Source organism: Pseudomaricurvus alkylphenolicus (genome assembly GCF_011683955.1).
Lineage (GTDB): Bacteria > Pseudomonadota > Gammaproteobacteria > Pseudomonadales > Cellvibrionaceae > Pseudomaricurvus > Pseudomaricurvus alkylphenolicus.
The window spans coordinates 1-14,774 of record NZ_JAAQPI010000009.1; the positions used below are offsets into that span (position 1 = coordinate 1).

General features: G+C 53.2%; 12 protein-coding genes. 5 read left to right on the forward strand and 7 right to left on the reverse strand.

Annotation, left to right across the window (positions count from 1 at the left end; genetic code table 11):
* Positions 1-77: 77 nt before the first annotated feature.
* Positions 78-404: an AraC family transcriptional regulator ligand-binding domain-containing protein gene (locus tag HBA55_RS21115; protein ID WP_166995576.1), complete on the reverse strand. Its 327-nt coding sequence runs from the start codon at positions 402-404 to the stop codon at positions 78-80.
* 152 nt (positions 405-556) lie between these two features.
* Complete coding sequence (locus HBA55_RS21120; protein ID WP_166995578.1) at positions 557-1,540, reverse strand: Rieske 2Fe-2S domain-containing protein; 984 nt, start codon at positions 1,538-1,540, stop codon at positions 557-559.
* 247 nt (positions 1,541-1,787) lie between these two features.
* Between HBA55_RS21120 and HBA55_RS21125 the strand changes: the two genes are divergently transcribed.
* The 3 genes from HBA55_RS21125 to HBA55_RS21135 are packed head-to-tail and all read left to right on the forward strand — an operon-like array spanning position 1,788 to position 5,098.
* Positions 1,788-3,371: a GMC family oxidoreductase gene (locus HBA55_RS21125; RefSeq protein ID WP_166995580.1), complete on the forward strand. Its 1,584-nt coding sequence runs from the start codon at positions 1,788-1,790 to the stop codon at positions 3,369-3,371.
* 39 nt (positions 3,372-3,410) lie between these two features.
* Positions 3,411-4,217 carry an enoyl-CoA hydratase gene (locus HBA55_RS21130; protein ID WP_166995582.1) on the forward strand — a complete coding sequence of 269 codons (807 nt, stop codon included), beginning with the start codon at positions 3,411-3,413 and terminating at the stop codon, positions 4,215-4,217.
* Between the two features lie 11 nt (positions 4,218-4,228).
* Entirely contained in the window at positions 4,229-5,098 is an 870-nt protein-coding gene (locus HBA55_RS21135; protein ID WP_166995584.1) for an amidohydrolase family protein, read from the forward strand.
* A gap of 120 nt (positions 5,099-5,218) precedes the next feature.
* On the opposite strand, the gene HBA55_RS21140 is transcribed toward HBA55_RS21135, so the two are convergent.
* The gene (locus tag HBA55_RS21140; RefSeq protein ID WP_166995586.1) at positions 5,219-6,697 is read right to left on the reverse strand and encodes a coniferyl aldehyde dehydrogenase; all 1,479 of its coding nucleotides are present in this window, start codon (positions 6,695-6,697) and stop codon (positions 5,219-5,221) included.
* A 187-nt stretch (positions 6,698-6,884) separates the two neighbouring features.
* Here HBA55_RS21140 and HBA55_RS21145 point away from each other — a divergent pair, with 187 nt between their 5' ends.
* Positions 6,885-7,901 (forward strand): LLM class F420-dependent oxidoreductase, encoded by a 1,017-nt coding sequence (locus HBA55_RS21145; protein WP_166995588.1) that lies wholly within the window; start codon positions 6,885-6,887, stop codon positions 7,899-7,901.
* Positions 7,902-8,042: 141 nt separating this feature from the next.
* Here HBA55_RS21145 and HBA55_RS21150 read toward each other — a convergent pair whose 3' ends face one another.
* From HBA55_RS21150 to HBA55_RS21160, 3 genes are all read right to left on the reverse strand, one after another.
* The gene (locus tag HBA55_RS21150; RefSeq protein ID WP_166995590.1) at positions 8,043-9,128 is read right to left on the reverse strand and encodes an efflux RND transporter periplasmic adaptor subunit; all 1,086 of its coding nucleotides are present in this window, start codon (positions 9,126-9,128) and stop codon (positions 8,043-8,045) included.
* 107 nt (positions 9,129-9,235) lie between these two features.
* Entirely contained in the window at positions 9,236-12,412 is a 3,177-nt protein-coding gene (locus HBA55_RS21155; protein ID WP_206019907.1) for an efflux RND transporter permease subunit, read from the reverse strand.
* A gap of 177 nt (positions 12,413-12,589) precedes the next feature.
* Entirely contained in the window at positions 12,590-13,198 is a 609-nt protein-coding gene (locus HBA55_RS21160) for a P-loop NTPase family protein (protein WP_206019908.1), read from the reverse strand.
* Positions 13,199-13,395: 197 nt separating this feature from the next.
* Between HBA55_RS21160 and HBA55_RS21165 the strand changes: the two genes are divergently transcribed.
* Positions 13,396-14,580: a Fic family protein gene (locus tag HBA55_RS21165; RefSeq protein ID WP_166995591.1), complete on the forward strand. Its 1,185-nt coding sequence runs from the start codon at positions 13,396-13,398 to the stop codon at positions 14,578-14,580.
* 25 nt (positions 14,581-14,605) lie between these two features.
* Here the strand turns inward: HBA55_RS21165 and HBA55_RS21170 are convergent, their stop codons facing one another.
* Complete coding sequence (locus tag HBA55_RS21170; RefSeq protein ID WP_166995594.1) at positions 14,606-14,770, reverse strand: rubredoxin; 165 nt, start codon at positions 14,768-14,770, stop codon at positions 14,606-14,608.
* Positions 14,771-14,774: the final 4 nt, after the last annotated feature.

A 14,774-nucleotide genomic window follows, 5' to 3' on the forward strand; every position in this document is an offset into this window, starting at 1 on the left:
CAAAACTGGGGGCTCACCCTGTCGCAGCTCGCCATATTCTTTGAAGGCCGGCTTGATGAAGTTATTGAATTATGATGTTATGCGGGAACGCCTAAACCCGGCCTGACACAGAATTTTAGACGCTCCCCTTTTGCCTGCCGGAGATTGGCGCTGCTGAGTGCGGCGTAGCCAAACACGCCCAAATCACTGATCTTAAACTCACGCCCCAACTTCAGCCCAAGATGAGGATCATCGGTCAATACCAGCATATTGCGGATGATCTGGCGATAATAATCAGGCGTTGCCACAAACCATTCATCATTAACCGCCTCAAGGGTCAGACCCGTTCCCTCCAGCACCTGCTGATGGGAGAATCCCCGAGCCTTCATCCGATCAAGATAAAAAGTGATTTTGTTCTTTCTCATCAGCTACACCTGAAATAAGATGCCAGAACTAACATAATTTAAGCAGGAAATACCCACTGCCTCAAGAATGTTAAATAACCCGTATCCAGCGGCAATGGCATAAGGTGGTCATTACATTGTCAAAAGAAACCACCTCTGCCCCGTCCGCTCAATCAGGCGACCTGGTAAAATTGCCCAAACCACTTGCGTAACTTGGCAATAGGGCCATCGCCATCGCACAGCAGCGGGCGCTCATGATAGGTCTTATGCTCCCAGATCACCGAATCTTCTTCCAATTGCTTGCAGATATCCCGAATAATGGCCTGGCTCACGCCACCCTCAGGGACTTCGCCGTTAACCCGCTTCTTTAAAAAGGAGAAACTGATCTTCAACCTTTCTTCGTCGATCGGAACCAACCCACCCACCAGCACGGTTTCGCAGATCCCGCTAAAGCGCGTGTAACTCTGTCCGGGGCCATTGCCCACGGCCTCAATCTGTCCGTCGATAACACCCTTCGGCGTTTTCATACGGCTGCGGATCACGCTGCGACGCTGGTGGCCATTAAATTCCACCTCAGTATCCGAACTGGGCATCTCTGCGGTACCATGAACATAATAAAAGTGTGCGGGGTCTGCCCCGTTTTCGGCAACATCCTGTATATTGGCCTTCAGCTCCCACTCATGAATCTCAAAGTCGCTCCACTCCTCATTGCCGGGAGCGGCCTCTGGAATATCAACGACCTCAAACATGGGCTTTTCATTTTCGGGGTGAAACCATAACCAAATACACTGGTTTTTTTCCTCCACTGACCAAGCGTTGATGACGGCCTGGTCGCAAGCACGTGGCGGCTTGCGCTTGGCGTAAGGAATATGCGTGCATTCCCCTGCGCCATTAAACTGCCAACCGTGAAAGGGGCAAACAATACTGTCACCCACCACCGGCCCGGGGCGGCCGGTATGTTCGTGGTTGCTGTAGCCCAAATGCGCACCCAGATGAGGACAATAGGCATCCAGTACCCTGGGGCTACCGGACTCAGTCCGAAACAGTACCAATTCTCGGCCAAAATAGTGAATGGGTTTGACCTGCCCGACCTCCAGATCCTTCGAGTATGCGATTTTGAACCATCCGAACGGATAGGGATTGGCGTGCTTTTTCATGGTGTCCTCAACTTCGATATGCAGCTCCTGAATTCTCTCAATACCGTGTCATAGCGCCCGCGTCCTATAAAGAAAAGTAGTGATTCTCTAGCGGACGAATGCAAGTCGATTGAGGACAGGGGCCACGTCCGGACTGTTCACCGGACAAAGCGATATGCTGAGCGGCCATGGTCCCAGCGGTTACTTTGTTCGCTCGATGGGTTGGATATACTGGGCCGGCACTGCAATATCAATTCCAGGGGGAATCATGTTTGATTACATTATCGTTGGCGCAGGGTCGGCGGGATGCCTGCTGGCCAATCGCCTGTCGGAAGACCCGAACAACCGTGTTTTACTGCTGGAGGCGGGAGTCAGCGATAAAAGCCCCATGATTCATATGCCGGGTGGTTGTGCCCACGCGTTAAAAAGTGACCAACTCAACTGGAAGTTCAACTCAACACCGCAACAGGGGATGAATCGACGGGTAATGCCGGTACCGAGAGGTAAAACACTAGGCGGCTCCAGCGCGGTGAACGGCATGGTTTACATTCGGGGCCACGCTAAGGACTACGATGACTGGGCCGAAGCCGGTAACGAAGGCTGGTCCTACAAAGAGATATTACCCTACTTTAAAAAAAGCGAGGGCAACTGTCGCGGCGAGAGTAAGTACCACGGCGGTGCCGGGGAACTGAAGGTGTCAGACCCGAGTTCGGGGTTGGAGCTCTTCTCCCGCTGGGTGGATGCGGGCGCGCGGGCGGGCATGAGCCGTAACGATGATTTTAACGGCGAGCACCAGGACGGAGTCGGTCTGTATCAGTCGACTATCGACAATGGCGTCAGGTGCAGCAGCGCCAACGCTTTTCTTAAGCCGGCGCGAATGAGGCCCAATCTGACGATCAGGACAGAGTCCGAAGCTGTTCGGCTGATTATTGAAAAAGACCGGGCCTGTGCCGTCGAGTACAGCCACAGGGGAAGCGTTCTTCGAGCGTCCGCCAGTCGGGAAATCATCGTTAGCTGCGGTGCGATTAAAAGCCCCCACTTGTTGCAGATGTCTGGTATTGGTCACCCTGACGATCTTGCCGCAGTCGGAATGGACACAAAAGTTGAATTGCCCGGCGTTGGCGGCAATCTGCAAGAGCATCTGGATCTGAAACTGAACTGGTCCATCAACCAACCGATTGCCCTCAACAAGTACGCCCGTTTTCCCAGTAATATTTTGGTAGGGCTGGAGTATCTCTGGCGCAAAACCGGTCTCGCTGCCAAATGCGGCATCGAGGGTGGTGCCTTCTGGCGCAGTAACGACGACGAAGACCGGCCCGACATTCAGTTTCACTTTATACCTGCCAATATGGAATACCTGACGGATCCACTGCCGAAACAGCATGGGGTAACACTAAGGGCTTGCAATTTACGCCCATATTCCCGAGGCAGCGTGAAACCGGCGTCCAACAATCCACTGGACAAGCCCCTCGTGGATTTCGCGTTTCTCGATAATGAACGGGACTGGAACAAGATGTTGTCAGCTCTGGATATGGGGCGGGAAATTATGCATGCCCATCACTGGAACGGGTTGGTAGACGGTGTCATTACTCCCGGACTGGAGAGTACAGACGAAGGTGAACTCCGGGAAATGATCAAGAACACCAGCGATACGGTTTACCACCCGGTAGGGACCTGCAAGATGGGGAACGACGATTTGGCAGTGGTGGGGCCGGACCTAAAGGTGCACGGTGTGGAAGGATTGCGAATTTGTGATGCATCCATTATGCCCACCATTATCGGTGGCAATACCAATGCGCCGACCATTATGGTCGCAGAAAAATGTGCCGACATGGTGTTGAGTGCAGCGTGAAGAAGGCAGCCCAAAAAGAAGATGTTGTAGGAGACAAACATGAATCAATTTATCAATCTGGATCAGCCTGAAGAAGGTATCACTCGAATAACTCTCAACCGTCCGGAACGAATGAATGCCATGGCGTTCGACGTGATGGAGCCGTTGGCAGAAGCTCTGCAAACGGTCAGTGAAGACAACAACTGCCGTGTGATTATTCTTACCGGTGCGGGCAGCAGTTTTTGTGCCGGTGCGGATCTGCAGGACGCGGGTTTTCTACCCAGCTTTAAGGGTCTCAAGCGTCCCGCTATTGCCCGCCGAGCCATGAGGATTCTGGACAACGTGGTGCACAGTATCCAGCAGGCCCATCAACCGGTGATCGCGGCGATCAACGGCCCGGCCATTGGCGGTGGTTTTTGCCTGGCAATGTGTACAGACATACGCATAGCGGCCCAAAGCGCCTGTTTTCGTGCGGCCGGTATCAACAACGGGCTGACGGCGGCAGAGCTGGGTCTGAGTTATCATCTGCCCAGAGCCATAGGCTCCACCCGCGCGTTTGAAATTATGTTAAGTGGTCGTGACGTGGATGCCGAAGAGGCGGCGAGAATTGGTCTGGTCTCCGAGACCGTTGCCGGGGATGAACTGATGTCCCGTTGTCTGGACGTCGCCCGTCGCATAATGTCGTTCAGTCACCTTGGGGTAGAACTGACCAAACAACTGTTGTGGGCCGGTATCAATGCCAGCAGTCTGCACACTCATATGAACCATGAAAGCCATGCACAACTCTATATGAAACTCACCACAGGCAATTTTGAAGAAGCCATTAAAGCCCGCCAGCAAGAGCGGACTCCAGTTTACGAAGTATAGGCGTTGATATTATGAGTATGCCAGTTGAAGGTCGAGTCATCGATTTAATGATGTCCATTCCCGGAGGCGGTGATCGCCCCGCTTACGAATGGATTAAGCCTATGCTGATGGATGAAGAAAGCCGAAATCAATTTCGCATGCCAGCACAGTACATGTTTAAGGATATTCCGGATGTTAGCGACGAAGAGGATTACATCGCTTACACTCTGGAGCAGATGGACCGCTTTAACATTCGTAAAGCCATGCTCAATGTCGGCTCCTTTGGCGGACTTAACGAAACAGCAGTGCGCAGGCATCCGGATCGTTTCTTTGCCTCCTATGAGGCTAACGCTAATGGTGGAATGGAAGAAGTCCGGAAGATTGTTCGGCTACATGAAGAGTTTGATATCAAAGCTGTGACTGCATCGCCGGCGATGATCTGCCCGCCGGTACCCGTAAACGACAAAAAATGGTATCCGATTTACGCCAAACTGGTGGAGCTGGACCTGCCGTTTTGCCCGTGTATGGGTATACCTGGACCGCGTTTGCCGTTTCAGCCCCAGAAGGTCGAACTGCTGGATGAGGTGTTGTGGTTCTTTCCGGAGCTCAAGGTGGTCACTCGACATGGCTGTGAGCCCTGGACGGATGTGGCCTGGAAGCTGATGCTTAAGTACCCGAACCTCTATTACATGACCAGTGCTTTTGCGCCCAAGCACTACCCCAAAGATATTATTCACTTTGCCAATACGCGGGGTTCTGACAAGGTGATGTACGCGGGCTATTTCCCCATGGGCTTGTCTCTGGAGCGAATCTTCCGCGAAATGACGGATGTTCCTTTGCGCGAGGAAGTATGGGACAAGTTCTTATACCGCAACGCAGCACGTGTTTTCAAATTGGATTAACACTAATAACGCCATTTTGGCAGGGTTCCCCTTGGTACGATTTTCCATGGTACGATTCCCAGTAGCAGCCCGCTCCGAGGGCGACCGGTCGCGCTCAGAGCGCGCTGCTACTGGGATATTTCACCCCGGGTAGTTCGTCATTGAGTCCAGTCGCTTCTGCAGCTTGTTGGTGTAAGGAGGAAGCATCCCCGCCAGTGCCATAAAGTTAACTCTTGACTGTCGGTAAACGGATTTCTTGTGACTGAAGGTGAGAAAGCCCTCATGGCCATGGTAATAGCCCATGCCGGATGGGCCGATGCCGCCAAAGGGCAACTCTTCGCAGCTGACGTGAGTCATTACATCGTTGATCGCAATGCCGCCGCTATGAGTCTCTTCCACCATTCGGCGTTCCTCGGTGGCATCCCTGCCAAAGTAGTATAGCGCCAGGGGACGCGGATGAGCATTAATATAGTTAACGGCCTCATCCATTGAACGATAAGTTTGAATGCAGATGGCGGGACCAAAAATCTCCTGCTGCATGATTTTCATATCGTTATTCACGTTCCAGACAAGATGCAAGGGCAGTTTGTGGCAACTTTTTTTCTGTTGCAAGTGTGATTCTCCGGCGGGGTTCAATGCCTCAACCTGTGCTCCTTTTTGAACTGCATCCTCCAGATAATCCAGAATACGCTGATAGTGCCGTTGATTGACCACTGAGGTACAGTCCGGGTTGTTCAGGTAAGTAGGGAATAGGTTACCGAAGTGATCCCTCATATGCTGAACCAGCTCTTCGCGTGACTCTTCGGGCACGAAGCAGTAATCCGGAGACAAACACACTTGCCCCATATTAATGATTTTGCCGTTAATGATCCGTTCCGCCGCCATTTTCAAATCGGCGCTGCGGCTGATAACGACCGGAGACTTGCCACCCAGCTCCAGCGTTACCGGTGTCAGGTTGGCCGATGCAGAGCGCATCACGGATCGACCGATATGGGTGCCTCCGGTAAACATAAGATGGTCAAACGGCAACGATGAAAATTCCGCTCCGGCTTCGGGACCACCGAGTACGCCAGCGACTTCGCTTTCGTCGAAGTACTGCTGCAGAAGTTGGAAGGTCAGCTCTGAGGTGGCAGGCGTCAGCTCAGACAGTTTGATCATACAGTGATTACCGGCCGCCAGAATGCCGGCCAGAGGCACTAGCGATACGTACACGGGAAAATTCCAGGTGGAAAGATTTCCCACCACGCCTTTGGGTTGATAGTGCACCTTGGCCCGTGCGCCAAACCAGCTTAGCGGTTTCATAACCGGTTTGGTACCGGCCTTCATCCAGTCTTTGAGGTGATCGCGGCTGTACTTGAGGCTGTTCAGCGTTGCCATAATGTCGGCAATCTGAGCCTGATGACTAGAGCGATGCCCAAAATCCATAGAGGTGGCGTTGATCAGTTCTTTCTGGTTGCTGGTAATTAAATCGATAACCCGGTTGATACGATCAATGCGCGTATTGGCACTCGGATTAGGGTTACGCTGATAGGCGCTTTTCTGGTTATTAAAAACCTGATGCATTTGTGTGTTGCCTTGCTCGCTGTCGCAAGACGGAACTAATGATTTGACGATATCCATGGCGAAATCACTTTTATTGGTTTGAGGATATAGCATAAGAAAAGTGACTGGTGGCTTTGCACCAGATTGATGTGCTGGCGGGACATCAGGTGGTTTTTGGCGGCCAAGGGCAGGGCGCACGGTTTATTCGGCAGCGCACTATGCCCTAGTCTGTGGGCTTGCTCTTATCGAATGAGGAACAGAAGCAATGGGCGACTTAAAGCTGGGCCTGCAGTTGGGCTACTGGACCAAGGGATGCCCCGGCAACAGTCAGGCGGAGCTTGCGATAGAGGCCGAAAGGCTGGGTTTCGATTCCGTATGGACCGGTGAATCCTGGGGCAGCGATGTGTTTACCCCGTTGGCCTGGATCGGCGCACAGACAGAGCGCATTCGATTGGGCACCTCGGTGGTGCAAATGTCTGCCCGCACACCAACCGCTACCGCAATGCATGCACTAACGCTGGATTACCTGAGTGGCGGTCGAATGATTCTGGGTCTCGGTGTTTCGGGGCCGCAGGTTGTCGAGGGCTGGTACGGCCAGGCCTTCAGTAAGCCGTTGGCGAGAACGCGGGAGTACGTGGACATAATCCGTCAGGTTCTCAGACGGGAAGGACCCGTGAGCTGTGATGGGGAACACTATCCACTGCCCTATCGGGGCGACAATGGGTGGGGTATGGGTAAACCCCTGCGTACCAATACTGCCGTACTGCGCCCTGAGTTACCGATCTTTATCGGTGCGGAAGGGCCCAAAAACGTGACGCAAACCGTGGAGATTGCCGATGGTTGGTTGCCGCTGTACTACTCTCCCTATCGAGAATCCGTGTATAAAGATCAACTCAAGAACGCCAGCAATGATTTCGAAATTACCGCCATGGCGATGGTAAATGTTGACGATAATGTGCAACAGGCGCTGGCTCCGGTAAAGGGTATGTTGGGGTTTTACGTGGGAGGCATGGGCTCAAAGAAACGCAACTTTCATAAAGAGCTGATGGCCCGTATGGGTTTCGAAGAAGAAGCCAATCGGATTCAGGAGTTGTTTTTGCAGGGGGACCGGGAGGCGGCCATTGCTGCGGTACCGGATGCCTTTGCCGATGAAATCTCACTGTCGGGCCCGCTACCCAGGATTGCCGAAAAAATACAGGACTGGAAGCGCTCTCGAGTGACTACCTTGAACATCTTTGGCGATAAACAACTGTTGCGGGCGATGGCGGAAATGGTACTGTAGCAGCGCGCTCTGACCGCGACTTGGGTAGAAATAATTCAGTCTGAAAGGTGGATTACGCTTTGCTAATCCACCCTACGGACTGGGGTAGAGATAATTCAGTGCCAATACCAGTCGCCGCTCGGAGCGGGCTGCTACGACAGATCAACTATTGCCAATCGTTACCTGTTGGCCCTGATTCAGGCGTTCAGCCCCTCGTACGGCCACATGGTTACCGGCCTTAAGGTATTCACTGTCCGAGCGAATATTGATCCATTGGTCCTTAGCGCGTCCCAGTTGCACGGCAATGCGATGGGCCATTTTTTGGTCATCAATAACCACAACAAAGGTCCCGCTACTGCGGATCAAAATGGCGTCTCGGGGTACGGCCAGCTGACCGGTCTCGGCGGGCAAGCCGATTTCCGCTCTCAGCAATTCCCCCGGAATCCAATTGAGCCCGCCATCCTGCTTCAGGTCAATTCTCACTTCCACCGTCTGTGAACGGGAATCAGCACTTGGCACAATGCTGCGAATATTCGCTGCCACTTTGTTGCCCCTGGCCTTTTGCCGGAATACCGCTACCTGTTGGCCAGGCGCCAGAGAGGCCAGATGTTTGACCGGCACGAACAGCCTCAGCTCCAGCTGGTCGGCCTGTTGTAACTTCAGCAGCTCGTCTCCGCGGCTCACATCTTCGCCTTCACGATGGTTGCGTTCCACCACGATGCCGTTAAACGGTGAGGTGACACGGGTTCGTCCCAATCGCTCTTCGATGATGGCCAGCCGGGCTCTGGCCACCGCCAGCTCTTGCTGTGCAATGTCGCGGCGGGACTGTACTTCTTCAAGCTCATCCTCGGACACATTCTTGCGTTTATGCAGCGATTGCATACGTTTCAGTTCACGGTTCAGGTAACTGAGTTGAATCTGGTCGCGGGCAATCAATGCCTGCTGTTCCGCCTGCAATAACCGTAGTGGTTGTGCATTAAATCTGACCACATCCTCACCCTTGGCGATTCGATCACCGGGCTCGGCAATCCAGCTTAGCTGCGCGTCAATCCCTGCTGTAACGGGCAACAAGGCACGGCTGTGGACATTGCCAGTCAACGACAGAATCGGGTTAACTGGCGAAGAAACCACACTCTCTACCCTGACAACAGGCAGCGATTGTCCGTTAACGCCGACGGCAAGCACCAGGTTTATCAACACGACAAAAGTGGATGACAAAGCGAGTTCTATGGCTGAATGTACTTTCATAATATTTCCGCTGAATAAAAGCTAATTTGGACTATTTTCTGTAGCAGCCCGAGGGCGACCGTTTGTATGCGCAATATCTCACTCATTGTCGCGGTCAGAGCCCGCTGCTACGTAGCAGCCCGCTCTGAGGGCGACGGATCATTGCCACTTGAGTTGGATTTCTCTGCCACGGCGTGTTCCTGCCCCAGTTGCAACAAACTGGGTAACAATACCAATGTGAACACTGCACTGACCGCCAGGCCGCCAACGATAACAGCCGCGAGGCCCCGATAAATCTCCGCGCCGACACCGGGCACAATCATCAGTGGCAACATTCCGAACAAACTGGTGAGCGTACTCATGTATACAGGACGGGCGCGCAGCCTAACCGCCTGGGCAACGGCGGTGGTTCGATTCAACCCCTCGGCTTCGCCCCGGCGAGTATGGTCCACCAGCAGAATCGCGTTGTTTACCACCAGGCCCAACAGGATGATAAAACCAATCATGGTAAGCAGATCCAGGGATTGATAGGTGACCAGATTCAGCAACCACAGTGAAAGGGTACCTCCGGCGGCAGCCACTGGCATTACCGTCAGTACGATCATGCTGTCAATGGCGGAGCGAAACAGCGCGGCCATAATCAGAAACAGAATAAACAGAGCAGAAACAAAGTTGATGGACAACTCTTGAATGGCCCCCTGTAATTGATCAGCGCTGCCGCTGAGACGAATGCCGGCATCCTCCGGCAGCTGTGCCTGAATCTCCGGCAATACCTTGTCGCTGATCAGCTCCAGTGCCACTTCCAGAGGCATATCTGTGGGCGGGCTGACTTCCAAGGTCACCGTACGTTGGGCATCGACCCGCCGCAGTTCGCTGGGGCCAACGGTGCGAGTCATGGTGGTTAACTCCCCCAGAGTCTGGATACCCGCTAACGGGGTATGAATGGGCAACTCAGCCAGTTGTTCAGGGGTGCTCCAAGTCTCACCACGCAGAATCACGTTCAGGCGGTCGTTGCCATCGAAATACTCGCTCACGAACAAACCGCTGGTCATGGCACGTACCGCATCGGCAATCGTCTGGCGGTCCACCCCTGATTGGGTGATGCGCCGGTCTTTAGGGATAAGTCGCAATTCCGGTTCCTGTAAATCCAGCCCAGGTACCGGACGACTGGTTGCTTCGTTCAGGTATTGCTTGACGGCGTTCTGACCCGCAACGGCGGCGGCCATCAGCGATTCGATATCGGAGCCCTGGATGTCGATATCGATAGCACGGCGGGCAATGACGCCGGCGGAATCCAGCATGGAACCCCGAAACAGGTAGTACTGGGTATCAGGCAGGTTGCTAAAGATTTTCTCGCGCGCGACGGCCATAAGCTCTTCAGTGCGCAGCGGATCCTCAGAATAAATAAACCCGCCGCCACCGGCGCCAAAGCTGTAAAAGTTGTAGCTCTTAATGGGCGGCTCGGCCTCGCCATGCATAAAGGGGGTGATTCTCTCTACGACACGACGGCTAATTTCCTCTTCGATAAACGCCAGATTGCCACCGGCGGGCATATCCAGATTGTAGTAAAAGCCATCCGTGGGGGCGCGGGGAAGAAAGTCGGCTTTGGGTAATAACAGTAGCACCAGGACAACAGAGCCCAGCAACAAGCCTCCGATCCACAGACGGCGCTTATGATTGGTATTGGTGAGTAACATGATCAACCGGGTGAGTCTGTCCCAGTATTTCGCCAGCCGGTCAGGGCGAAGCTCATGGCTGAGCCAGTAGTGGCTGGCTACCGGCAGCACGGTAATGGCTACCAGCAACGAAGCGATCACTGAGCTGGAGAGCGCGATGGCCAAATCTGAGAAAAGCTGCGCCTCTATACCCTGCATAAACAGGATGGGCAGGAAGATGGCGACGCTGGTCACCGTTGAGGCAAACAACGCGGGGGTGACCTGGGTGGCTCCCCTCAATACCGATTCCGTTCTCCCCGCACCGGACAACCTCAGCCGGACGATGTTTTCCTGTACGATAATGGCCGCATCCAGCACCATGCCCACGGCAAACGCGAGGCCGGCAAGGGAGATTACGTTAAGACTGCGACCCAGTGCATTGAGTATCAGGAACGACACCATCAGGGACACGGGAATGGTCAGCGCGATCAGCAGGGTGGTTCTGACTCCGCGCAAGAATAACCACAACACGACCAGCGCCAATATCACACCCAACCCCAGATTGCTTTGTACCAGGGCAATGGCATTGCGGATGTGTACGGAGGAATCAAAACTCAAATCGAGGGCCAGTTGCACCTGAGCCAGCGGCCCTTGGTTAAGCTCTGCAATGGCGCGATTGACAGCGTCCAGCAGCTCCACGGTGTTGGCACCGCTGGCCCGGTTAAGGGTCAAATAGTAGGCAGGGTCACCATTGCGCAAGGTAAAGGCGGTGGCGTCCGCCAGTGTTTCTCTGACACTGGCCACATCTGCGAGGTAGATGGGGCGCTGATCACTCCAGCCGATAATCATCTGGTCGAGGGAGTTGAGATCGTACTGGCCGGCAAATCGAACTGTGTACTTTCGCCTCCCCACATCTGCAAAGCCGCCGGATGCGTCCGTAGACCGGGCTACGGCGCGGACGATATCGCCAAGCTGCAATTGCAGACTGGCCAGCCGGTGCGGGTCGAACTCGATACGCACTTCACGGGGGCGCCTGCTGTTGAGATTGACCTTGCTGACGCCCTTGACCTGCTTGAGCCTGGGCTCCACCACATCTTCAATCAGCTGCTGAAACTCCCCCAGATCCTTGATGCCACTGCCGGGCAGTGCCTTGACCAATAGCGAGGCGACGGTAATGCCGTCCCGACCGGCACCGCTGGTGACGATAGGTTCATCGGCATCCAGGGGCAGGGCGGGAGCCTGGTTGAGGTTGTTGATGACATTCAACATGGCTTCCTGCATGTCGGTGCCGATGTTGAACGTCAGAGTGATTTCGCCAAACCCCGGTTGGATGCTGGAGGTCATGTTGTCGATGCCGACTGTGTTCTTGAGCACATTCTCCTGGGGTTCAATGATTACCGATTCCATCTCCTCCGGCGCCGCCGCGCGCCAGCTGGTGGTAATGGTGATCTGCGGGCGCTCGATGTCCGGCAGCAGCTGTGTGGGCAGCTTGAGGATGCTCAATAGCCCGAACGTTATCACCAGGGCGATGATCACGATAAGCGCTGCGGGATTTTTCAAGGACGATTGGGTCAGGTTCAAGGCATTATTGTTCGTTTTTAGGTCAATATGAGTGCTCGATCCCTTGAAGTGATAGCTATTTGCCGGCATCGAGACTACTTAATAGAACGAACGAAGGCTCGGAACCCTCAATTAACGTGCTGATGGAGACACCGCACCTCATCTCACCTCCTTTTTCGCAGTTGGGCCTACATTCATAGAACCATTTATCCGGGCCACCGTGGAGTATCATCAATAGAGTGGCCGTCGTAAAACGGTGCGGGGGCGTCAGTCTAATCGCTGTCTTTTGAGAAACTCTGCTATAGCAACAGGCGACGTTAAATGATAAACCTGCTTCGATTCCATGGAGTCAGTAACAAGTTGTCGATAGGCAGGAGTTAATTTTTTATGGCATAGCCAAAGTATCTTGTAGCTATTCAGGCTGCTTTTTACTATCGGGCTATTCTCGGGCCAACCTTCTGGATTAAGAAACAAGCCTTTCAAGAAACGCTTTGTCACCCACATGCCGTGTGTTAATAAAGGCAGGTCGATATAAACCAATGTGTCCGCTGCGGAAAAGCGTTCCCAGGCTGAAGCAACACAGCCAAAGCCATCGATGATCCATCGATCCTGACGGAGGAGTTCCGAATGCACGTTCAGGTATTCATCGTGGGGGACTTCCTCTCCTCCCGGACGGTATTTGATCTTGTCCAGAGAATGCAGCGGAAGACCGCTGGCAACGGCCAATTGTCTAGCCAATGTAGACTTGCCGCCACCGGTATTGCCAAAGACTGCTACTTTTTTCATTTTTGCTTCCTGTGCTTGAGTAAGAGCCCAAGAAGCTGACAATAAAAAACCCGCCTCTTGGGCGGGTTTGATAAGCGACTGACGCGTCAAAGCCCACCATTCCTATGGAATGATGGTAATAATTCGAAAGTACTGGCGCGTCGTATCTAATTTCATCCTGTAATGATTCCGGATGCATCTATGAAGGTCAACCACAATTTTGCGCATTGAATGATACATTTTCCGTTGCTAAACGTATCATTAGATGATACGTTTAAAGAGGGTAATCGTATCATAGTGAGCAGCTGATGGCGGAATGGACCTGGGTTTGGCAAAGATCCGAGTGGGGTGAGTGGACCCCGCGAGACTTCGCTGTCGGCGAAGAGCTTGAGTTGGCTGTGCGTAGAGTATCAAAAATTGAACAGTTGTCAGAACGCATCTCCGCGAACGACCGGCAGCAACTACAGGCGATCCTGTTGGAACAGGAGTCGATAACCACTTCGCAAATAGAAGGTGAGATACTCGACAGGGACTCCGTGCGTTCTTCCATTGCGAGGCGATTGGGGTTGGAGCATCAACTGGAGGAGGGGCGTTCAAGCGCACAATCCACGGAGGGTATCGTAGCCAACCTGATCGACGCAACGCTGAATTACCAGGAGCCGTTAACTCACGATAGATTGCATCAATGGCAGGCCGCGTTGTTTCCAACAGGGCGGAACTGTTATGGAGCACCTATTGATGTGGGATTTTATCGCACAGACCCATCCCCTATGCAGGTTGTCAGTGAGCGCAGGGGTGGGCGAACTGCAAAAGTGCACTACGAGGCTCCCCCGACCCACCAGGTTCCACAGGAAATGGATCGTTTCCTCACGTGGTTCAATAGCTCCGCTAGCAAACCGTCGTACGTTCGGGCCGCTATCGCAACCTATTGGTTTGTATCGATTCACCCTTATGAAGACGGCAATGGACGCTTGTGTCGACTTATTTCCGATTTGGCCATAGCGCAAGCCGAGCATCATCCGCACCGCTTATACAGCTTTTCTGGTGCCTTAATGAGTAGCAAACAGCACAGAGAGGCATACTACGGGCATTTGGAGTCCTGTCAAAAGGGACTTCGTCCACTAGGACAATGGGTTGCTTTTTTTATTGAGGCTATTGGCGATGCGGCCAGCCAATCTCTTGTCTATGCCAATGACATTATTCGTAAAACGCAATTCTGGGATAGGTACCGTTCCCACGATATCAATGCACGGCAAAAATTGCTGATTAATAAGGTGCTGGATGAAGGCAGCGAATTCGAGGGGAACATAAGCAATAAGCGCTACACTAAAATTCTCGAAGCAGCTAAGATCCACGTTGCGCCTGTCACATCAAAACGGGATCTTGCCGACTTGGTCAACAAAGGTATCATGGTTCCAACAGTGAGTTCCGGTCGAAACGCTGCTTACAGACTGAATGACGTTATTGAATCCAATATTGATTCGAGCTGTTGATAAATACACTGTAAAACCTAGTCCTTCAAACCTCCACCATCTCAAAATCCTCCTTGCTCACCCCACACTCCGGGCAATACCAATCCTCGGGCACATCCTCCCAGGTGGTGCCAGGCGCGATGCCGTCGTCTGGCAGGCCCAGTGCTTCATCGTAGACCCAGCCGCAGGTAATACATTCCCATTTACGCATAACA

Bases quoted from the DNA above. Each gene is read 5' to 3' on its own strand.
- HBA55_RS21115 (WP_166995576.1), bottom strand. From the start codon at position 404: ATGAGAAAGAACAAAATCACTTTTTATCTTGATCGGATGAAGGCTCGG.
- HBA55_RS21120 (WP_166995578.1), bottom strand. From the start codon at position 1,540: ATGAAAAAGCACGCCAATCCCTATCCGTTCGGATGGTTCAAAATCGCA.
- HBA55_RS21125 (WP_166995580.1), top strand. From the start codon at position 1,788: ATGTTTGATTACATTATCGTTGGCGCAGGGTCGGCGGGATGCCTGCTG.
- HBA55_RS21130 (WP_166995582.1), top strand. From the start codon at position 3,411: ATGAATCAATTTATCAATCTGGATCAGCCTGAAGAAGGTATCACTCGA.
- HBA55_RS21135 (WP_166995584.1), top strand. From the start codon at position 4,229: ATGAGTATGCCAGTTGAAGGTCGAGTCATCGATTTAATGATGTCCATT.
- HBA55_RS21140 (WP_166995586.1), bottom strand. From the start codon at position 6,697: ATGGATATCGTCAAATCATTAGTTCCGTCTTGCGACAGCGAGCAAGGC.
- HBA55_RS21145 (WP_166995588.1), top strand. From the start codon at position 6,885: ATGGGCGACTTAAAGCTGGGCCTGCAGTTGGGCTACTGGACCAAGGGA.
- HBA55_RS21150 (WP_166995590.1), bottom strand. From the start codon at position 9,128: ATGAAAGTACATTCAGCCATAGAACTCGCTTTGTCATCCACTTTTGTC.
- HBA55_RS21155 (WP_206019907.1), bottom strand. From the start codon at position 12,412: ATGCCGGCAAATAGCTATCACTTCAAGGGATCGAGCACTCATATTGAC.
- HBA55_RS21165 (WP_166995591.1), top strand. From the start codon at position 13,396: ATGGCGGAATGGACCTGGGTTTGGCAAAGATCCGAGTGGGGTGAGTGG.
- HBA55_RS21170 (WP_166995594.1), bottom strand. From the start codon at position 14,770: ATGCGTAAATGGGAATGTATTACCTGCGGCTGGGTCTACGATGAAGCA.